General features: G+C 56.9%; 22 protein-coding genes. 7 read left to right on the top strand and 15 right to left on the bottom strand.

Translation table 11 applies throughout. From position 1 onward, the window contains the following. Positions 1 to 393: 393 nt before the first annotated feature. The 4 genes from AX676_RS14545 to AX676_RS18180 form a co-directional block, all read right to left on the bottom strand. Complete coding sequence (locus tag AX676_RS14545; RefSeq protein WP_066483754.1) at positions 394 to 1143, bottom strand: hypothetical protein; 750 nt, start codon at positions 1141 to 1143, stop codon at positions 394 to 396. Further along, a complete protein-coding gene (locus AX676_RS14540) occupies positions 1140 to 1940 on the bottom strand; it encodes a hypothetical protein (RefSeq protein WP_066483756.1) in 801 nt (266 codons plus the stop codon). The genes AX676_RS14545 and AX676_RS14540 overlap by 4 nt, the downstream gene beginning before the upstream one ends. Before the next feature lie 32 nt (positions 1941 to 1972). Then, a complete protein-coding gene (locus AX676_RS14535; protein WP_231726062.1) occupies positions 1973 to 2803 on the bottom strand; it encodes a 3'-5' exonuclease in 831 nt (276 codons plus the stop codon). Positions 2804 to 2871: 68 nt separating this feature from the next. Continuing rightward, positions 2872 to 3624 (bottom strand): hypothetical protein, encoded by a 753-nt coding sequence (locus AX676_RS18180; protein ID WP_197417093.1) that lies wholly within the window; start codon positions 3622 to 3624, stop codon positions 2872 to 2874. A gap of 191 nt (positions 3625 to 3815) precedes the next feature. On the opposite strand from AX676_RS18180, the gene AX676_RS14520 reads away from it, so the two are divergent. Further along, positions 3816 to 4103 (top strand): ArsR/SmtB family transcription factor, encoded by a 288-nt coding sequence (locus AX676_RS14520; protein WP_066483766.1) that lies wholly within the window; start codon positions 3816 to 3818, stop codon positions 4101 to 4103. 163 nt (positions 4104 to 4266) lie between these two features. On the opposite strand, the gene AX676_RS18590 is transcribed toward AX676_RS14520, so the two are convergent. The 7 genes from AX676_RS18590 to AX676_RS18175 all read right to left on the bottom strand — a co-directional run bounded on the left by AX676_RS18590 (position 4267) and on the right by AX676_RS18175 (position 11882). Next, a complete protein-coding gene (locus tag AX676_RS18590) occupies positions 4267 to 4731 on the bottom strand; it encodes a toxin-activating lysine-acyltransferase (protein WP_082731167.1) in 465 nt (154 codons plus the stop codon). Continuing rightward, positions 4724 to 6175 (bottom strand): hypothetical protein, encoded by a 1452-nt coding sequence (locus AX676_RS17945; protein ID WP_156441232.1) that lies wholly within the window; start codon positions 6173 to 6175, stop codon positions 4724 to 4726. The genes AX676_RS18590 and AX676_RS17945 overlap by 8 nt, the downstream gene beginning before the upstream one ends. A 255-nt stretch (positions 6176 to 6430) precedes the next feature. After that, the gene (locus AX676_RS14515) at positions 6431 to 8554 is read right to left on the bottom strand and encodes a peptidase domain-containing ABC transporter (RefSeq protein WP_269450174.1); all 2124 of its coding nucleotides are present in this window, start codon (positions 8552 to 8554) and stop codon (positions 6431 to 6433) included. A gap of 44 nt (positions 8555 to 8598) precedes the next feature. Then, positions 8599 to 9879 (bottom strand): HlyD family secretion protein, encoded by a 1281-nt coding sequence (locus tag AX676_RS14510; protein ID WP_066483768.1) that lies wholly within the window; start codon positions 9877 to 9879, stop codon positions 8599 to 8601. A gap of 1 nt (position 9880) precedes the next feature. Then, positions 9881 to 10861, bottom strand: a complete 981-nt coding sequence (locus AX676_RS14505) for an aspartyl protease family protein (RefSeq protein WP_066483769.1) — start codon at positions 10859 to 10861, stop codon at positions 9881 to 9883. A gap of 47 nt (positions 10862 to 10908) precedes the next feature. Continuing rightward, positions 10909 to 11313, bottom strand: coding sequence for a hypothetical protein (locus AX676_RS17940; RefSeq protein ID WP_156437874.1), 405 nt, complete (start codon positions 11311 to 11313; stop codon positions 10909 to 10911). Between the two features lie 59 nt (positions 11314 to 11372). Further along, entirely contained in the window at positions 11373 to 11882 is a 510-nt protein-coding gene (locus AX676_RS18175) for a hypothetical protein (RefSeq protein WP_197417807.1), read from the bottom strand. 441 nt (positions 11883 to 12323) lie between these two features. On the opposite strand from AX676_RS18175, the gene AX676_RS17930 reads away from it, so the two are divergent. Further along, positions 12324 to 13136: a hypothetical protein gene (locus tag AX676_RS17930; protein WP_156437722.1), complete on the top strand. Its 813-nt coding sequence runs from the start codon at positions 12324 to 12326 to the stop codon at positions 13134 to 13136. Positions 13137 to 14040: 904 nt separating this feature from the next. Continuing rightward, positions 14041 to 14523 (top strand): hypothetical protein, encoded by a 483-nt coding sequence (locus tag AX676_RS14495; protein WP_066479420.1) that lies wholly within the window; start codon positions 14041 to 14043, stop codon positions 14521 to 14523. A gap of 21 nt (positions 14524 to 14544) precedes the next feature. Here AX676_RS14495 and AX676_RS17925 read toward each other — a convergent pair whose 3' ends face one another. The 4 genes from AX676_RS17925 to AX676_RS17525 all read right to left on the bottom strand — a co-directional run bounded on the left by AX676_RS17925 (position 14545) and on the right by AX676_RS17525 (position 16807). Further along, the gene (locus tag AX676_RS17925; RefSeq protein ID WP_156437721.1) at positions 14545 to 14889 is read right to left on the bottom strand and encodes a hypothetical protein; all 345 of its coding nucleotides are present in this window, start codon (positions 14887 to 14889) and stop codon (positions 14545 to 14547) included. A gap of 577 nt (positions 14890 to 15466) precedes the next feature. Beyond that, on the bottom strand, positions 15467 to 15889 hold the full coding sequence (locus AX676_RS14490) for a hypothetical protein (RefSeq protein ID WP_156437719.1): 423 nt from the start codon (positions 15887 to 15889) through the stop codon (positions 15467 to 15469). 81 nt (positions 15890 to 15970) lie between these two features. Next, complete coding sequence (locus AX676_RS14485) at positions 15971 to 16318, bottom strand: hypothetical protein (RefSeq protein WP_066479416.1); 348 nt, start codon at positions 16316 to 16318, stop codon at positions 15971 to 15973. A gap of 57 nt (positions 16319 to 16375) precedes the next feature. Continuing rightward, positions 16376 to 16807 carry a helix-turn-helix domain-containing protein gene (locus AX676_RS17525; RefSeq protein ID WP_231726164.1) on the bottom strand — a complete coding sequence of 144 codons (432 nt, stop codon included), beginning with the start codon at positions 16805 to 16807 and terminating at the stop codon, positions 16376 to 16378. A 771-nt stretch (positions 16808 to 17578) separates the two neighbouring features. On the opposite strand from AX676_RS17525, the gene AX676_RS14475 reads away from it, so the two are divergent. The 4 genes from AX676_RS14475 to AX676_RS18475 are packed head-to-tail and all read left to right on the top strand — an operon-like array spanning position 17579 to position 20440. Beyond that, a complete protein-coding gene (locus AX676_RS14475) occupies positions 17579 to 18238 on the top strand; it encodes a hypothetical protein (RefSeq protein ID WP_331709232.1) in 660 nt (219 codons plus the stop codon). Between the two features lie 2 nt (positions 18239 to 18240). Beyond that, a complete protein-coding gene (locus AX676_RS14470; RefSeq protein WP_231726542.1) occupies positions 18241 to 19443 on the top strand; it encodes a M48 family metalloprotease in 1203 nt (400 codons plus the stop codon). Next, positions 19440 to 20036 (top strand): hypothetical protein, encoded by a 597-nt coding sequence (locus AX676_RS14465; protein WP_066479411.1) that lies wholly within the window; start codon positions 19440 to 19442, stop codon positions 20034 to 20036. Before AX676_RS14470 ends, AX676_RS14465 begins: the two co-directional genes overlap by 4 nt. Next, positions 20033 to 20440, top strand: a complete 408-nt coding sequence (locus AX676_RS18475; protein WP_331709231.1) for an excalibur calcium-binding domain-containing protein — start codon at positions 20033 to 20035, stop codon at positions 20438 to 20440. Before AX676_RS14465 ends, AX676_RS18475 begins: the two co-directional genes overlap by 4 nt. The last annotated feature ends 293 nt before the right edge of the window (positions 20441 to 20733 follow it).

Below are 20733 nucleotides of genomic sequence, written 5' to 3'. Positions count from 1 at the left end.
TTTCCCATCCGGCAGGTGACGAATTAACCATTACTGGGCGTTGGAAGATTGCAGTCTCTTCGCCAGCCTGTTCGCGCAATTTCAGGTGAGCGGCCGGAATTGCTCTGCAAGCACAGCGGCCGGCAATGAAGGCGTGGCGCATCCCCACGTGTCGAAGCACGGCGCTAGCCGCTCGAACAAGACCCTCGGTGCATGCAGTTTGAAGCCGCGATGATTGCGGTGAAAGGGGCTTAGCTTTGGGGCGCTTAGCGGCTCGCCCTGCCCGACATATCAGAGATCAGACTGAAAAATTTTGAGATCGCCAACAGAGCAACCTCGGCTCGCTGGCGTGCGCGCAAACTTAAAACTGAAACTGCCGGCGGCCAGTGCAGAGCAGCATCGCATGACCAAGTACTAATCCCGACTGTCGGCCAAGGCCATTGTGATCAGACGATTTGTAAGGGCCGCAGCACCTTGCACATACGCGAGTTCACCCCACCGTTCCCAGCAGTGGACCCGCTCAGCCAGCCAGGCGAACAGCCGATCCCGAAGCAGCCGATCAGCAAAACCAATCGACCACACAACCCGCCTTAGCGACATCTGCGAATCGGTGTCCATGATGGTCAGCGTAATGAGGTGCGATCGTCCGACCTGCTCGCGCGCGAAGATCGTCGGCATTTGCCCCGCCTGACGCTCGAAAGCCTGTAGTGCCTGTTCGAGCTGCTGCGTCTCAGGACCAGCCATTTCGCGTCGGACCGCCTCGACGATCTCGACCATCGGCAATTCAGCCGGCTCGGGATGCCGCGTCGCCTGCAACATCAACAGCACGGAGCGGCCGAACCGCGACACCGCGGAGCCATTCTCCAGCAGGCCAATTGATTGCAGCCAGGAGATGTAGAAGCGCCAGTAAAGCGGATCTGACGCAAACAGATCGTGGTGCTGCTCGACGTCAGCGCCGCGATGGCGGGTGAAGCCGAGCAGCACGCGGAACAGGAACTCCAGGTGCGCGTCCATCAGCGCGGTCGGAAACTTGAGCAACCCGCACCAGAAGGCTTCGCGAACGCTCCCGTATTCCCGGCCATCAGGGGCTTCCAGCGCGTCGCCATTGACGCGAAGCCACCATCCCCATGGCAGAAGGGGTTCCTCGGGGCCACCCAACGTCATTTGCGCCCTCCCTGATGCGGATCGAGACCCAAGGACGGAAGCGCCGCGCCGCGGCTTGGCGGCGGCGGTTTTCCGTCGGCGATCGCCTTCAGCTGGGCTGCAAGGTTGAGGATCTCAGTGCAGACATAAGCGTCGTCGCGGTAGATCGCGCGGGTTTCACCACCGAGAAAGCGTCGTTCGCGACCTTGATCTTTTGGTGCCAGATCAAAGATGTGGTTGCAGGAGAAGCCGAACCACCAGGCCTGATCGTCTTCAACTCGGTAGTCCCCGCCCTCGCGCAAGGGCAATGTCCGCGATACATGGCAGATGCGCGCTCGTTCGCGGACGATGCGTCGCTCAGGTGACGGTCCATCGGCACACTTCTGCGTATAAGTGAGGCCGCCATGCACCTGAATGCCAAGCTCGGGCGGCACCGCGTCATGGGCAAAGCCGTAGAGCGGATGATCGACGGGCACCCCGACATAACCGCTGAGGAACCCGAGCCGGGTGTCCCGCATCATGATGCACTCATAACCGGTGGCCGGATCGCGCCAGGCAACCTTGTCAGCCTCGCCGAGCCACGGGCCTTGCTTTCGCGCTGGCGACCCGTCGGTGAAGTAGATCTCGTCCGCCGGGATCAACATGTCGTGAGCCAGGTAATGCTGCCCGGTCACCAGGACCGTGTCCTTGTCCCGGTAGACGGCGCCCGCAACCGGAGCCGGGGGCACGACCGCCAGCATTTTCGGCTTTACCAGCACCGGCATACTGGGGACCATGATCTCCGATCCACCTGACGTGGGGGTTGTACGCTTTGCCATTTTCGTCTCCCGTGGATTTAGGGTCGGGCGCGTCAGAGGAAGCGGGTGCGAGGCGTGACCTGCTCGACCTCCGGGCCGCTGGCTTTGGGCTTGGCGGCTCGGACATAGATGTGATCGGCGAGCCAGGCCCGCTCCGCTTCAAGCTGATCGTCAGCGACCTCGCGCCACCAGACGCGTTTCGGGACATCCCAGCGATATCCTCGGGCAGAGAGATCGTCCTTGGTCGTGATGTCGGCACCGCGCGCCCGCACGAGCCAGGAGGAAGCCGAACCTGTCGCGATCATCTCCGACAGCGCGGTCTGGCCGCTCGCATCCTGGTGACGCAGCATCTGGATCAGCGCATCGACATCGGCTGAGGCACGATGGCCTGAATGGTAGTAGCCACTCTGCATCAGCAGATAGCCCAACGTCCGACCGTCAAAACCCCGCGCGCGCCAGTCGACCTGCGACATCGAGCAGCACCAAGCCAGCCCACGAGCATCAGGCAGGCGCTCCTCGATCCATTTGCGATCGAACGCGCTGTTGTGTGCGACGACGAACGATACCGAAGTCAGCAGACGGGTAGCCGCAGGTGCGTCGATTTCCTGGCCGAGAAGATCGGCATTGGTCAGCCCCGTGATGGCTGAGATCTCGCCGGGCAGCGGCTCGCCCGGATCTTCAAGCCACGAATAGGGCTGGCCAATGTCGGTGATGAAGCCGTCGCGGTTATAACGAAACCGACGCATCGCAATCTCGATGATCCGCCCCTTGTCCGGATCAAGCCCGGTCGTCTCCACATCGACGGCAATGCCGCCAAAGGGTCCGGGGGATTCAGCATCGCCAGTAGGACCAGTGGCGAGCTGAAGAGGTTGAAGCTGGCGCACGAATTCGTCCGCCGCCGCGCTGTCGCGGCTCGGTCTGTTGGCCATGAATGCCTCCGTGTGGATTTAGGTCAGGCGTCGATGCGCTGTTCGATCGTCACAGCGAAATCGCTGTGGATCGGGTGATCGGCATCAAGTGCCACTCGGCGGATCATCTCGGCGACCGGCGCCTGCACAAGCGCCACCGCTACCGGAGTCGCCTGATGAAAACCTTCGCGAATATCCGCGACCGCCGCAGCTTCATGACCAAAACGCTCGCACAGCCTTGCCAAAACCTCGGACGGCTCGCGCGCGATCGACGCATGAAACGCCTGAAGCATTACACTGTGGTCCGAGTAGCTGATCGTCGCCGTAAACAGCCTGGGATCGGACAACAACGTTTGGCGCGGACGGAGGCCCTTATGGGGCTGCTTGCGCTTGGGACGCGCATCCGGCTTCCGCATCGGTTCAGTGTCGTCATCATTATCGGCGAGCAGCGCGTCGATCGCGGTGGCGGCGACATCCAGCCCAAGCGAGAGGCCGTGGACGAGAATACTGCGCATGCAGTGATCGCGCTCAAGGCAGGCATCAATTGCGGCCCGGCCACCAAAGAGTTCACGCGGCGCCAGCATCCACGACATGGGATCATGCTCGATCCCCTCGCGCTGGAATCGGCCACCCGTTTCGACCGCCACAAGAGCTACCCGGGTAATCGCACGGCGGGTTGTGATAACAGGGTCGTCACCCGCATCGTCCGGCTCAAGTGGATCAAGTATTGCTGGTAGGGAGCCGGGGCCTGAGATCGAAGGCGCGACTCCTGATCGGGCAATGGTCATCGTGTCCATTGTCATTCTCCTCATCGCCAAAGCTGCATTAGTTGCGCAAACAGCAGCGGGGCGACACCGCTTGCGACGGACGATATGGACTCAAAGAAAGATATTTCAATACTTCGCGAACTATTGTAGGTTAAGGCCTCTTAACCAAGAATGCAGCCGTATGTGGTCGTCTGCTCGGTGCGTTCGCTTAAGGAGGCCGAATGGAAAAGAACAAGGCGCGCAGCGTGATGAGCGCACTCAGCCAGGAAACGCGGCTTGCTGTGTTTCTGCTGCTGATCGAGGCAGGCGAAGAGGGCCTGCCCGCAGGTGCCATTGCCGAAGCTACAAAAACCCTGCCCACGGCAATGAGCGCGCACCTAACTATTTTGACACTGGCCGGGTTGGTGGTGTCGACGAAAGTGGGGCGTAGCGTGATTTACCGAGCGGTACCGAAAGTGGCGCAGGACCTTGCCGAATTTCTGAATCAAGTCTGCAAACTCTCTAGTTAAGACAGGACATGCCCTAAATCTGCCAGATGTGTAGGCTCTAAAATAAGCCATACCATCATGCAGATCCCCATCACGTCGTATGGCCCGCAGTAGCTGGACAGCATACCCATCAATATACCCGCGAACGGGACCGTTCAGTCCCCGATTCACAGTACCTTCCAAATTAATCTCCACGCCACCGGTGATCGCTCAGCGGGCTAAACGAATATCGACGTAATGTGAGACGATGCGTCTGGCGATTGTATCTAATTCCGTAAAAATTGCTTCGATCGGGCCCCAGTAAGTGACGTATTTCGGCTTTCACTAAACGGAGGCTGGGGAGATTAGATACGATATCAAACACCACCAGATTATCACCTGCATTTAGGTCTTCGATATCGGGAATATCGTTGGGGTGCTGTGACAACCTTTCAATTCCATCTGCGGTGAGGTTACCCCATGTGATATATCCCGATGGGTATCTTCCCCGCCCATATAGAATCGATATCTGACTCAGTTGTGCATATGGCCATACAAAGGCCCCCACTGTAGCAATGTCGGCACGGATGCGCCTTGAGCCGATCAAAACAACGACCGCCTCGCCAAGGAGACGATACCAATCCGATTTATCATAAGTATGTTTATGCATTTTCGATGCAAGCCGGATTCGCTTTGCTAATTAGCTCGTGAAACAGAACATCCAGAACGATCGCCTTATGATCGGAGCCAGTCAGATCATTAACCAACTGAGCGGCCTTCTCGACTTCAGCCTTGCTGACGGGATGAAATCCAGAAATTTTTGATGAGAGCAGCTCCTCTTGAAGGCGCATGTAGCCGAATGAACGCCGCGACACGTCATATACGACGAGTCGATTGGGGTCGGTATCTCGGAACAGAGGAATCATCCACGGACTGGAAAACTTATGGAGGCGCCTTATTCTCGAAACCGTCTGCATAACCCATTCTTCAACGCCATCGGGCTCTAAATCAACCACAGCTGCAAGGGCTGCTATGTCCCAATTTATATTACGAAAATCTGCCGCTGATCTTCGATTTCGAGCGTAAAGAATCCTGCCAGCAATGACCTGGGCTTGAGCAGGTTCATATCCGGCCATGCGTGCGATCTCAATCGCTTGCCTCACGCTATCGGACGCACTCAAATCATAGTTCTCGAAAATGTTACAAAATAACCCTGATGATCTTCGAGAAACTACAACATCCTTATAGATTTGCATAGAAGCACGATGCTGACTCGTCCTGCTTACACTATCCCAAGTGGGGAAAATATTATGCAACGTCTTGATAAATCCATCACGATGGGCAGATCTGACCGTTTCGCTCAACGTTTCGTCCGGCCTCCGCTTTCCTTCCCAACGTCGGGACCAGCTGCTCGCTGCGTAGACCAGGTCGTCAATCTCTCTACCAAATAAATGATGACCCTCCCGAAATCCGGAGAGATAGTTCCAGTTGTTGAATAATCGGAATGTCTCAAAATCAGCGACCTGGCCATCGACTGACATATTTGATGAAGTAAACCTCCCCTGAGCCATCTGGAGCGCGTCAAGTGACCCTATCTGCTGAGCGGCGCGGACAGCAACGTCTTTAGAATTCAGCCCTTGCATCACGAACTGTCGCCGCGCTTCCTGCACGCGAAGATGATCCTGATATTGATCGCTGTCCACGGAGCCTGATCGACCGAAAAAAAGGCTCCTCTCCGCATGTGCAGGGCGAACGAAGTTAGGCCTGATTAAAAGACATCGACGGGCGGTCGGATGCGTGCCAAACGGCGGCAGGGTCAATATCGCTAAGGTTCTGACGGCACCGTGTAGGCTTTCTCTGTGGACCAGCTCGGCGTAGACAGTGCCTCGAAGCGCCTCAATCAATCCGAAGCCGCCATGCGCGTGGTTCACCGCACCGCTTGCTACCAATGGTGTTCTACCCACGCCTTTGATGTTGAACGTATTAACGTAGACGCAGCGGCCGCTGCCACCGTGGGCAGCCCCGTCGGTCGCGCCATATCGATCGGCATATGCATCAACGCCGGTGTCGGCGGCAGACTCGTCCTCAACCGTCTGGACGGCATAATTATTCATCAGCCAGCTAACCACATCCGCTCGGGCAGCCGGTCCTCTGATTTGTCGATCGAAACTTTCAAGCCAAGCGGAGTTGAGCCAAAACATGTGCGGCGAACTCACGACGCGAACTTGCGTCTTTACTCCAAACGACGCACCAAACGTCGAATAGCTTATTCCGAGCCGATCAATCCTGTATGGCGGTTCATTATCTGGCCTAGGTGGAGACATCAACAACCACTCCTCCCGTAAAAAGCTGGGGGTGCCGGGTGACAGTCAGCTCGCTTTTCGCACGACACCCTCATGGACCGTCATTCCCGAAATACGTTCGGGCGGCACAATCTGGCCGTCCTCGATATAGAAGCGGCGGTTGGCACGCTTGATCGTTTCTGGCCGATGCGCGACGATGATGCGTGTACAAGTGAGCTCGAGGATTGCCTGTCCAACGCGTTGCTCGGATTCAGGATCGAGGTGTGCCGTAGCCTCGTCGAGAAATAGAGCGGTCGGATTACGATAGAGCGCACGCGCAAGAACAACACGTTGCTTTTGTCCACCCGAAAGTACCGAACCCATGTCACCTACAGCCGTATAATATTGCATGGGCATGCGTTCGATATCTTGATCGATCGACGCCAATTGCGCAGCCTGAGTTATTCGTGCGCCATCGGGCTCTGGATCGAAGAACGAGATGTTGTCCGCCAACGTGCCAGCAAACAAAGCATCGTCTTGGGCCACGGAAGCCACTTCTCGCCGCCATCGCCCTAAACCGTAAGAGGCAAGTGACTGGCCATTTACAAGCACCTCACCAGATGTCGGTTCAAGAAGGCCCATGAGGATTTTAAGTAGTGTGGTTTTCCCTCCGCCGGAGGGACCAACCAGGGCGATCATCTCTCCTGCCGATATTTTTAGGCTGATCCCCTTAATGACCTCAGCGTCGTGAGGCCCATACCGAAATCGCACGTTCCTAAGCTCGAGGGTAGCAGCCTGCCCGGATTCGGTTGGGACGAGGCTGGGCACCTCAACGAGATTCTCAGGAGTGCTCAACGCTATGTCGCCAATCCGGGACAGGTGCATATCTAGCAGGCGGTAGCTCACGGCTTGCTGCAGGAGGTTCGTCGCGGCGCTCAAAAAATGCTGCCGGTATGACTGGAGAGCAAATACCATCCCAAGCGACAGCCCGCCTTTGATTGCAAACCCTATGGCGATGTACACGAAGAGAATCCGCTCGATCCCGAGCGCGAGCTCCTGGCCGGCGGAGAACGCGGCATTCAAGCGTCCTGCCTTCATCTCCGCGTTGACTGCGTCGGCCTTCTTCTTCTGCCAAAGCTGTTCGCGATTTCCTTCCTCGCCAAACGCTTTGATCGTTGCCGCGCCACGTATCGACTCGATAAATGCACTCGACTCGTTTGCGATCGCGACGATCGCATTTACATTTGCCTGGCGGAGAGCCGAGAAGAATCCAAATTTCAACGCACCGGTGACGATCACCGCCACAAGCGCTAGAGACGCAAGCGCTGGCGAATACATGAACATCAAGGCGAGGGTGAGAATTGCCATTACCCCATCAATGACGGACGCGATGAGGCCTTGGCTCAGCAGGTCTGAGACGGGCTTTGTCGATCCAAATCTGGATACGACGTCGCCCACGTGCCTTCGCTCAAACCACGGTAGAGGCAATCTGAGCAAGTGCCGGAAAAGGTTCAAGGTCACCTGATACGACAACGAACTGGACATTCGCACCAGAACCAGCGCCCTGACCCAGCTCGTCAGGGTGGAAATCAACACGAGCCCGAGAAACCCGATGAGCAAGACATATAGAAGGCGCTCATCAGCCGCAGGCAGGACATTGTCGATCGAGATCTGAAGGAAGAGGGGTCCGACAAGAGCAAAAAGCTGTAAAAGTATTGATAAAACCAGAACCTGCCGAACCGTAGGCCAGAACCCTTCCAGGCGTGCCCATAGCTGATTCAGCTTGAGCCGGATACGATCAGACGATGGCTGAAAGCTGATTAATGGCCTGATCTCGAGAGCAACGCCTGTGAATCGCTCCCGCATCTCCTCATTGCCGACTTCCAACCTGCCACTGGCAGGGTCATTGATGTGGTATCGCAGTTTTCCCAGTCGGCGTGAAAATTTTGTCAGCACAACAAAATGATTAAAATTCCAGTGCAAAACTGCGGGTAGAGCTAAATGATTCATTGTTTCGATATCGCATCGAACTGGCCGAGCGCTAAGGTGCATGTGCTCCGCCACTTGAAGCAGTTGTTTAAGCGTGATGCCCTTCAGCGATGTTTGATGCCGTCGACGGAGCGCAAGCAGATCGGTGTGTAAGCCGTGATACCCTGCTGCCATCGCCAAGCAAGCCAAGCCACACTCGCTGGCTTCAGTCTGCCTTATCATAGGGACCTGGCGCCTCAGGCCAAAGTCAAGATATTCTAGCATGGCTAGATTCGCTCTGCGACCGCGCGCAGCGGATCAAGCAACCAATCGACAAGTGATTGTCGTTCCAGAACGATGTTAGCAACCAGCGTCATCCCCGGTTGCAAGGCAACCTTCTGCCCATAGGCCTCTATCTGTTGCCGACTAAGCTGAACGGTTATTCGATAGACTGGCCCTTCCAGTTGTAGAGGCGCGCCAGTTTCATCGGCCGACAATGCCACACGGGAGATGTTTTCGATTTTTGCCGAATAGCTTCCAAACTTTTGGTATGGGAAAGCGTCATAGAGGAGCTTAACCTCTTGACCACGCTTAACGAAGCCGACTGCCTTCGTCGGCAGGTAGAGGTCGGCTTTTAGCTTTGTATCTGGAGGAATTATCGTCATCAATGGGACGATAGGGGTTACGGACCGACCCACTGCAATTTGGAGCGCGGTCACCTGACCGGAGACAGGCGCCTTTACTGAATAGCCAAATTCGGTTCCGAGCCTGGTCTGTTGCCTTTGCAACGTACTAAGGGCTATCCGCGCGGCCGCCTCCTCAGAACGCCCGTTCAGCTCAGCTTGCTGGATCTCTGCCAGTATCCGACTGACATCGGCTTCAAGCGCAATTTTCTGCTGCTCCAGTTGTAATCGAACCTCTTCAGCGCTGAGCAAAACCTGCTGCCGACGTTCGAGTTCAGTTCGGGTAACATACCCCCGATTAGCCAGAGTCTCGGCCTTTTCAGTTGAAGCTCTCAGTGAGGCGATGAGCTGGGTGCGGATGCGTAATTGAGCGGCGAGCGTGGCAATCTGTCTTTTGACCCCTGCAAGAATGTTGCGGTGACGAACAACTTCCGCCTTGGCACGGTCCTGAGCAAGCCGAGACTGCGCATCTGAGGCCACCAGCTGTCGATCGATTATTTCGCTTTCCTTTAGGGTGATCACACCCCCGGCAGCGTTGGGTGTTTCAACAGTCACGACTGCCAACGTCGCGCCTACGTCAACGATGTCGTTCTCCCGCACATACAACGACGTGACCGTCCCAGGACGTTGCGCATGTATCTTTGCATATGCGCCGGCGGGAACCAGAATTCCGCGAACCGTTTCGATCCTTGCGTACTGAGCGGTTGAAACCCAGACAAAGGCCCCAAAAGCGATAAACGCCAGAGCGGCGGTAGCAACCTTCGTCGTGAACGATTGCGTGAGGATGACTGCGCCATGGAGACGTCGAGCTTGAGATTCGATGGCCTCAGCTCGAAACAAGTCCGCCGCAGGCGGATGATGCCCCATCGAGCCATGATCGGGCATGTTATCGTGCCTGAACCGGCGTCGGGGCTTTAGCTCCTGCCTGTTGCCGGGGAACCAATAGGATCATCTCTCCTCGCGGAACGTCCATCACGGCCGTTCCGTGTAGAAACAGGTCGGTGCCAAGAATCCCATCGCGGGGCTTAGTTGAAATGAACCCGCTTAGGATTCGTACATTCTGCGCCGTCAAAGCACCGAGCTTGAGATCTGCTCTCGCGATCCGGGACGCGCGGACTTCGCCATCAGCGAGCGTGTATGTGGTCCTGCCGATCTCAACCACATTAGGACCGAACACTCGGCCCCAAGCCTCATCCGTCACTGCTGCGACGCCTGTATGCCCAAAGTCAATAGCCATGCGCACCGGCTTGCCATTGATCAGCGCTTCGACGTGCGCGTCCGCGCCAATCGGTATTCGAACAACGTCCGGGCCCTCGAGCCTAATCGAACCGCTCGGCACGATCGACAACTCGCGCTTCTCGGGCTGCACCACAAAGGCCATGCGATGGAGCGCATCGCCTCCGAGCACTGCATGGACCGGACGGCCCACCGCCTTCGAGATTGGGCCGAGATCAAATGCGAGCACTTCGCCATCGATCGTCAGCGCACCCGGCACCTCGAAAGTTACTGGACCGGCCAATCGCGTGGAAATGCGCGATACACCCGTGAACGCGTCACCAGCCTTACGACCTAGCTCGATACCCGCACCCTGAGCGAATGCTGTATCAATCACAGTCCGTTGTGTGCCGTTGTCGAGAAGCACGGTGACCTGCTTTCCGTTGATTCGAGCCTGGAACAAGATCAGGCCCTTAACAAATTCAACGGGAACTGCAGCAAAAGCTTCACGCCGAGCGAACCGCACGAACAACTTGCTGCTATCGTCAGGCATGGCATCTGCGACGCGCGGCGAAACCTCTCCTGACTGAGTTTGAACCGCCGGCGAGATAGCGGTTGACAGCAGCGCAGCGACAACAAGGCGGAAGAACATCAAATTTCTCCGTATCTCGTAAGTAACTTAAGGCAGTTCCTAGCCTATCATGAGGCTGTGCCGCATGGATACTGGGCGTCCATCGCGGCCCCGAACGCGTCAGACAGTTCCCGATCTCTCCACTCGGTTGGCAGACGCTCGATACGTTCGAGCATGTCGTCCATCACCACCTCTACGCCGGGCGGGGGGCAAGAGCGGGCGGCGCGACCGGACGACCGCGATGACCGAATCTCGGCGCTGTATCGCTGAAGTGCATCATGAAACTCGCGGATCAGCGCTTTGAACTCAGGGTTATCAGCCAGGCGTTGTGCCACCGTATCGGGCGAAACCCCTTTTTCCACGGGTGGCCGAGAGACGGCACGCCACCTTTCAATAAAGATGCCAGCAGGCGTCGCACGCGCCGCCGGGCTCAGCGTCAAAAAGCATGTAATCAAAATTAGGAATGTACGCATTACTGATCTCACAAGCTTGTAGCGGCCGACCAGATATGGCCGGCCGCACCTCCCTTTATTCAGAGAGGAGACCTGAATGAAATCCCAATAGAGAAGTTCTGCCCGTTAGTCCCTAAAGAGAATGAACCTGTCGCACCGCCACCAAAATCTACTGAATAATTCCCAGTCGCAAAGTTCGTTCCGACATTTATCGTGGCGGAATACGTTGCGTTTCCGTCAAACAAATTAAGTTTGAATGTCTCGACAGACAGCGTTGGAAGGTTGAATGTTACATCTAATGAGCCGGCAGAATTTGCTGCAATAATGCCAAGATCTGCAGTTTTATTGGTCAAATCGATGCGAGGCTCAATCGTCAGAGAATTGCCGTTCGCATCAGTGGTTTGGATTGGGGGCAAGGTCGTCGGGCCGTCTCCACCGACAACACCCCCATAACCGCCGCCACCGTCGCCGTTACCGCCGCCGCCGCCGTAAACGACGATGTCTTCGCCGCCTCCGTTACCGCCAGAAACGAGTTCCACCTCCCACGGCTCGAGGGCCCGAAAAACTGAGATTCCAGCATCATTCTTCATATCGATACTCCACAGAGCGCCGTGATGATACGCAATGAGGCGGCGCAGCCCTCATTCGGGAAACCTTGGCGATTGCTGGTGCGCGAAGTCTGCTGAAGCCTTGTGCACCATCGACGAAGTACTCCGTGTGCGTGCGAATACCTGGCTAGCGAAGCCGTACATTAGAATGGCATCAAATATTTATCCAAATGCTTCTGCTGGGCATAAAAGCACAACGCGCTTAAGGCATTGGATGAATCACACACCCAGAAGATAACCTAAGGCTGACCGATTCGGCAGTCGCTGTTTCACTATAAGCATCCAATCTGGATCAAATAGTTGGACGCTCATAATGTGCGACGTTGTTATGTCTTGTGCTGGATCTACCGATCGCTCGGCGTGAGGGATCCCTGTTCCGAATAACCCGGCGTATGAGCCGGGCACGGATCGAAGGAAAGTTTGATGGGTGTCCTTGACCTCGGAAATTGGCTGCGCGCCCGAGCCGTTGGCAGCACCGATATCGCCAACAAGCGAAAAGATATGGCGCCGAAGCGCGCCGAAGTCGTGGGCTGGGTTCTGGACACATCGAAGGCCCAGTTTTTGTGGGATGACCCTCGTCGAGCGGCCGAGACCGGTGGAAGCCGTCAGCACGCCAAATCGGTAGGCAACTGCCCAGCCGTGAATGACTTCAATTCTCGCTTGTGGGAGGTGGCTACCCCGTTCGATCTTCGCCTCGGTTTCGCCCGCGATGCGGGTGGTCGGCCCACGCTTATTGATCTCGACGGCGATCAATCAGCAGTTCGGGCACGGCTTCTTCAACAATTTGTCGCGATGGTGGCGGAAAAGGAGTGGAGACATCCCGAGCGACCGATTATCCAGATCACTACACCCTATATTTTCTTTTCCGACGCCTCGGTGTGGATGTCGCAGACACCCCCATTCCTTAGCGTTACAGCTCATAAATGGCCCGGAGTCGTCATCGGCGGTCGTCTTCCAATCCACATTTGGCCAAGGCGCATGATGTGGGCGTTCGAATGGTGGCAGACTGACCAGGAGCTAAGGCTGGTACGTGGAGAACCCTGGTTCTACCTTTGGTTCGAATCGAATGATCCGTCCCGGCATATCCGTATGACCGAGGCCGAAATGACCCAGGAATTGCGAGAGCACATCAACGGTGCTGAGGCAGTCGCAAACTACGTCAACCGGACATTCTCGCTTTTCAGGATCGCGCGAAACAGGCGGCCCAAACGGTTGTTGCTAGCCAAGCGCAGATAACGTCTGCCGTCGAAACTGCGCGCAAAGGCAAGAATGCGGATTCGACGGTGCCTGAAGGCGTGTAACCCAGCTTTCCTCAACTGAGATTAAAGTCGGTCGTTCGTTTCGAGCATCAACGCGTCGAAGTGGCGCGTGACGCAGGAAAGACCCCAGGGCACAGCGACGCAGGTGTTTGCGTTTCATGTTCTGCGGTGAGGACCCCCCGTGTAGCGGATGATGGAGCCGCTTGCGGCTTGTCTCGGATGTAGTCCGCAGTCCGCCCAGCGGTCTCGGCCTTGGCACGAGTACGGCTTATGAGCTGAGCCTCATTGAGTAGGTCGTCGCGAATGCAGCCGCTGTAGCTTCTTGTTGTAGATCGACACGCCTTCGCGGCTCAAGAGTCAGTGCAGGCGGCAATCGCCGAACCGGCGGAGCGCCGCTGGCTCCAGCATCCCTTCCCGGACGCCGGCATCGTCGTTCCGCTGCCCGCGATACCGAACCGTCATCCGATCCACTCCCAGCACATTGAACGATGACTCGCTGCTGGCTCACCTCGGGCAGCATTCCGAGATAGGCCACGGCTTCCCGCCTGGCCGCGGACATCAGCATTTTTTGCGGTGGCCTCGTCCTGGCTGCTCTTTGCCGCCTTTCTTAACGACCACCGGATTTACCTCACGAACAGCGCGGCGGGGCGGGCGCTGCGCCGATTGCTCTTGGTCACAAGGCCTGGCTGCTTGCCGGCTCCAACTCCAGCGCGCAACCGGCCCGCTTCATCGTCTAATGGACGCAGCAGCTTCATGGCGCCTCTGCTCTCTGCCGTCCGCCCCGGTAAAAAGTTCGGACGACTATAACCGAACCGGTGCTGCTTCAAACACATACTCAGATTTTCGATTTTGTTGATTGGCTTTTGCCATAGAAAGGAAAAATGATGATTTTCAATTACATGAAATATAGTGATACCGACCAAGCCGAGGTCAATTTCTGGACTGAAACCGCACCGATTAAGACCGAAGATGTTAAAATCGAAGGCCATATTATTAACTTCTTTGAATCAATTAATTCTTCTCTGAAGAGGCTTGGGGGATATGGGCCGAAATACAGGACCATTTTTCGTGAAATCGGCGTTCTGGAGGGCGTGACTGGCGCTCGTTTCTATCGATCTGACAACGGTCAGGAATATACGGCACTTCGCCATGCTGATGGGAGTTTTTTGAAAGCTGATTCGATTGTAGACGTAGCTTTCATCATTCCCTTTCTGGAAATCAGGAATCGCCGAGCGATCAGGCCTCTTCGCGTAAAAGAAGGGCAGTGCTTGCACCTCGTCGTTGACGCGGACTTCAGGTGGTACGGCGATGAGACCGGTAGCCCGGGAAATGAGGTTGGCAGCTTTGAGGCGGAATTAGCGTAATCATATTGTGGCGACCAGTGCTCATAAAACTTGGAATTTACCAGGTATGGCACTGGCCGCCACCTTTACTGCTTGAAGCAACACAAGGATATGCTGCTCTCGAGCTGTCTGTGATCCGTTAATTAATCGCGTTGCAGTCTGATTCCCAATTTCGATCGTCACATCATGAGCTCCAGTCGCAATAGCGTCAACCAAACACGACAAAATCGCTAAAAAGTAAACGATGTGGTTGCTTGCCTCTGTAAGGCTCCAGTGACGAGCCACACCGTTCACCTCGACAAATATTTTGGGATGGACATTGCCATTAGCAGTCACGGAGACGTTTACTACATATGTCAGTGAAACCGGGTTTGGATGGGATGACATAAATTTGCCCTTCGATTTACAGAAACACTAGAACTCTGTAGTGTTTGGTGAGCCGGTATAACAAAAACTTCCAGGTCATACGTTGCGGGATAGTAGCAACCAGAATGTCGGGGATGGTGATCACACCCGATCTGCAATGAAAAGCCCCGCCAGCCAATCGTGCAAAACTGTGCGCGCGGGTTCCTTAAGGGTCAGAAAGATTCGCCGAGCGTCCAAAGGATCGGGAGAGCGTTCGATGAGTCCAGCTTGCTCGAGCCGAGATAGCCACCTTAAGGCCGTGGTGGCAGGAACGCTTGCCGCATGGCACGCGTCGCTAACGCTTACAGCTAAGCCCTCGCTCTCGCTTGCGTAGAGGTCCAGAAGGATATCCCATGCTGGATCGGCGAACATGTTGTTTGGCAACATTGCTTCACGCCACCGACGTGCCTTTAAGTACCTTCGGGCAGCTATTGCGACCTTCAGAGCAGAGGGACGCATTGGCGAGAGCATCACCTGAGAAGTCACCGGCGAATGCTGGTTTTGCGCCGCAGGGTCGGGTGTTCTGCCGATGAAGCTCATCGATGCGCCCCTCGAAGCGCTACCGCGCGCGACGTCGAAGCGCTTTGAAATGTTGGTCGCGAGCGATGCCGGCCACCATCGCCACCATGATGGGAATTGCCCAAAAAGCAGAGGCAGCAAAATAAATCTTCGAAACGAAAGACGGTGCCAGTGCCGCACCCAGGTGGGTTGCGACTGCAATGAGCTGAAATCCGGCCATCCAGACGGGCCACCACCGCTTGCTCTTGAGAGCGAGCCCAAATAGGCCGACAAACAATCCTAGGTCCACCACCAAGACCGCCAGCTCGAGCTTGCCAAAGGCGGTTCCCATCCTTGACGCAGGTATGGTTAGCACCGCCGCGAGCAGAATTAGGGCTGCTGCCCATTGTCCATCCTTTCCGCCTGCGAGCGCGGCATAAAGGCATGCGATCACCGCAAGCGACCAGAAGATGAGCCCGATCACCACCTCACCTGCCGGCAGTTTTCTACAGTGCTGACGGCCGTGGGAGGCGGTACCGGGTCGTGCAGGGAATGACCCTCGCGCTCAGGCGTGGGTCGCAGCTTGACTAGCTTCTGCGTCATATCTGCCTGGCACCCATCCGTCCGGACACCCGAAGTTTGCGGACGCGAAGTTGCTGTCCTCTTTGATGAGGGTGAGCTCGCGAATGGTATCGACCAAGTCACCGCGTCCCTCCACAACACGGTTGAGGCCTTGTGCCATTGATTTGTAGAGCTTCTGGCTCCGCGAAATCGGCAAGTTGGAGCCTTGAGACGCTTCGATAATCGAGGCGCACAACCGCGCGCTCTGCAGAAGCGCATCGTCAACCGCCGCAACCGCATTCTTGGTATCGGCGGCAACGACGGCACCAGCCCCCGGTCTGAACTCGAGCATAACCTTTTCCCCTCGCCACACGTCGTGCGAGCGATGATGTGTGATAAAATCGGATGGTCAGCTTACGACCTGGTACAAACCAATGAACGACAAGGTTAGTGCAAGCATGACCGTGGTGCCGATGACCGCCACGCGCATCACTTCAAGCGTCTTCCCTTGCCAGTCGAGATCGTTTTCTTCTCCACCCAGCGGCGGCAGGCGCCACAGCGAACGCTGCCTCGGCACCGTCGGTGACTTATCTGTTGCCTCGACCGCAACCGCTGGCGGTTGTGATCCCAAATTCTGGGATACCTGCAAATCCTCGAACATTCGCGCCGCCTCGCGACGATTTGATGCGCCAAGCTTAGCTACCGCCTGCTTGAGGTAGGTATCGACCGTTTGAGGCGACAGCCCCGTTTCAAGCGCGATTTCCTTGGACGATAGGCCACGTGCCACCAGCCTCAGGCAATTTTTTTGTCCTTCGGAAAGCGAAGGCGCTACGTCGCTCACGCAATACCCCATATCTGCAGCAGGCCGGGGCCGGATCGTTGCACCTGCTGAGCACAACGACAAGCGTCGATCCGCTAACTCGATCCGAAACATAGGCAACCGCCGTCCGCCGCCAACTGCGCTATCGCGATCGAGCGGACGACCGGCACCGTTCTTGGGTCCACGCGAGCCTTGCGGCAGAGAATACGACCTCTGGTGGAGCTTCCTTTGGAGCTGTTAGGCCAGAGTACCTATCCAGTCAGCGCCATTCCTACACGCTGTGCCGGAGCGCGATTCGCGATGTTTTCCTTCGGGAAGCTGGAGCGCTCGCCTCATAATTCGCGAACCCGATCCGACCGATCGCCGGCGGGTGCTTATCCGACTGGCTTCAGAATCAGGAATGCGCTCGAAGGGACTGCCTATCTCCTACCGGCGCCGGCGCTTCTGGCGACACAAACCTCGCGGAGGCACGCGTCAGTAAGTTCTGAAGGGAATGGCTGGCCGAGGCGGTAAAGGCTGCAATGTGGGATAGCCTACCCCGATTCAACTTGCGCGAGCCACACCGGAACCAGACTCGCATGTTCAGGGCGAACACGTCCGGGTTCAAGCAGGTGGACGACGCAAACGAGAAGCAAGCCAGTCACTTGCATGACTTCATCATCGTGCTTTACGGTCGTGGCCGGGGCTGAGGTTGATGGGGGCAATATGAGATCGTTCGCGTGTCTTTGCACGGTTGCATTGGCTTTGACCGCGTCTGTCGTCGAATCAGCGAGCGGCCAGGAGCGCTCTGCCGTGAAGCAGGGATTTTCCCTTCCGGAGAAAAGCGGCAAACGTATTCTCGTGTTCAGACCTGCGGTAAGCGTAGGTGCCCAGTCCACCGGTGGTGTGTTCGAACCAAATGCCGAATGGACTGAGGCCGCCAAACGGAACATCCAAAGGTCGCTGGAGCAGGTCCAGTCCAAGCTCGGGAACACGGTCATCGTCGCGCCGGAAGCCTATGGCGAGCAGGCGCAGAACCTTCAGGAGCATATGGCGTTGTTCGCCGCAGTGTCGCAGGCGGTCATTGAGTATCAGTTCTTCGTCGGAAACCGGCTGCCCACGAAAAAGCGCGAAAACAAGGCGGAGGTTTTTGATTGGTCGCTGGGGCCGGGTGTAGCCGAGCTCCCCGGCGCGCAAGAAGCCGATTATGCGCTCTTCATCTACAACAAGGACGCCTATGGCTCTACGGGCCGGAAGGTGCTGCAAATCCTGGCTGCCCTCGGCCCCGGGATCCCGGTCCAATCCGGTGAGCATATTGGCTACGCGGCCCTTGTCGACCTGAAAACCGGCGACCTGCTTTGGTTGAACGCCGATGCTGCGATGGGCGGAGACGTCCGTGAAGTGGACGGCTCCCAGAAGCGCGTACGTCAGCTGCTCGAGGGGCTTCCCGGCAGCCAGCTTGAAAAAGAATGACGATGGGACTGCAATTGGCCCGCCTGATCGTCGGCATCATGGTTGGAATGGTTCCCTGGACGTCCATGGCCCAGCCCGCGCCCCCTCCGCCTCCATACACTGGCGCTTACCAACCCAATGGGACCGATGAGATCGGCCTTTGGCGTGAGGACGACGAAAGCGAGCGCAAACTCGTTGCTTCCCCCGTGGTCGTGCGCGACGAACAGCTGACGAGCTATGTAAAGGGAGTGCTCTGCTCAACGGTCGGCGCAGATCGCTGCAATGCTGCTCGCGTCTATATCATGCGCGAGCCCACCTTCGGCGCGTCGATGTCGCCAAATGGCACGTTGCGGGTCTTCAGCGGACTTTTGCTGCGAATGCGCAGTGAAGCTGAACTGGCTGCGGTGCTCGGTCATGAGTTCGGGCATTTTGAGCAGCGTCATACCGTTAGCGAATTCAAAGCTAGGCGGAGAGGGAGCGACATACTTGCGTGGAGTGGGCTGCTTGCCAGCATGGTACCGAGCTACGACGTCGCTCGATCTTACGAGAATCTCGAACTCTCGATTTACGGGAACTTTTTCCGCTATGGTCGAGATCAGGAACGCGAAGCCGACCTCCTTGGACTTGGCTACCTCAACAACGGCAGTTTGCGTCCGCAAGCAGCGTCAGCCGTTTGGAAAAACCTGATGAGCGAAATCGAGGCGTCGGCCCAGGTGCGCGGCCTGCGCAAGCCCGATTTCAAGGCGATTGCCTTTACGGCATCCCACCCTCCGCACGCTGAACGAGCTTCCTATCTAGAAGCTTTAGCCCTTCCCTCAGCTGCAACACGCGACGACGGCGCAAGCCGCTATCGGGAAGCGATGGCTCGGTGGCTGCCGACCTTCCTCGAAGACCAGATCAAGCTGAACGATTTCGGGGCAAGCGAGTACATCATCAATCGGCTCGCGGAATCCGGCTGGACGGCACCCCTGTGGTTCGCTCGCGGCGAGCTCTATCGAACACGTGGCCACCAGCGAGATCTCGTCAACGCAGCAGAATTCTATGCCAACGCTATCTCGATCGATCCCGCGCTACCCGAGGCCCATCGAGGCCTGGGGTTAGCGCTGCTCAAAACAGGACGCCAGGCTGATGGTCAAGTCGCGCTTCGTGCCTACCTCACACTCAAGCCTGATGCGTCTGACGCAAAAATGATCCGTATGTTGGTGCCGGGAGACGCACAGAAATGAATGTCGTGTTTCGAGCTGCAGTAGCGGCTGCGTCATTACTGCTTCTTCTGACCTCCAACCCAGCCGACGCACATAAGCTTCGGGAAAAAGGTGTCGCCGTTCAGGTGGCGGACTCCAGTCTCACCGTCACGCCGGACCGAGACTGGAATCGGCTTGATCAAAAGCCCGGCAAGAATACGGAAACGTGGACCCTCGACGGCGAACAACTGAACGATGTCACGTTTTTCGCCGGCATCGAGACAGGCAAACCATTGGTCAAGGAGCGTAGCAAGAAGCGCGAACCGCTACCTAAATTCACCGCGACGACGCTGCTGGTAGAAGTGCCGGAGCTGCTTGAGGGGACGTATCGAACTTACAAGCGCGTCGGCAGCTTCCAGGTTCTCGACACGCAGCCAACCACATTCTTGGGCAAGGAGGGCATCTCGTTCAGCTACCAGTATGTCGACGCCGACTTTCTCACGCGCAACGGCGAGGCGAAAGCCGCCATCATCGGTGGCCGGCTGTTCATGATGACATTCGATGCACCGCGGCTTCATTATTTCGCCAAGGACGTCGATAAATTTCGCGCGCTTGCGGCCTCGGCACGCTTGTGAATGGGATTACAAGCTTGGCTCAGGTCGGCGGGAACAACGATTCAAGCCGGCCTGCTCGACCCTCGATCAAGCTGCCGAGGGTGTTGATCTCGGCGTTCGCCGCAATTTCGATTTGGTCGTTGGGCCATGATCAGTCGGACGCGCACGGCGGCGGCTTGAACAAGGACGGTTGCCATCATGATCGAAAGGGCGGCACCGGCTATCATTGTCACCGTGGACCGTCAGCCCAATCAGGCCGACCAGCCAATCGGCCACGCGGCTTTGTAGGTGGAGATACAAATGAGGGCAGGGCGTTTGCCAATTGCTCGGCGGCGCGCGCTGCAGGTGCTGCACCAGTGCGGGTGGGCGATGCCGGTTATGGACGCCATCTGGACCGCGACGGAGACGGGGTAGGCTGCGAATAGGCACGTCATGGCGTGTTGGAAGGCCTCGCTGCACCACTTACACTGCCTAAGCCGAACTTGCGCATCCACGTTTAAGGCGTCTGCGATGCGCCTCAATCTCAGTCATTCGAGTAGTCGCGATTTTCGCCCGAAAGCTGTCGTTGGTTCAGACTAGCGTCGATGGCCGCTACGCGCCCTAATATCGGCTGTTGAAACCGAAGTAGCGAAATCCTGAAAGCCGTCTTCCGTTCATCCGACGGAAATCGGGGTCAGGGACGATTGACGATGGGACTTTGCTTCCGTTTCCAAGCGAA

This window comes from Sphingomonas sp. CCH21-G11 (assembly GCF_001555965.1).
Taxonomy (GTDB): domain Bacteria; phylum Pseudomonadota; class Alphaproteobacteria; order Sphingomonadales; family Sphingomonadaceae; genus Sphingomonas.
This window is presented reverse-complemented; position numbering and strand designations above follow the sequence as displayed.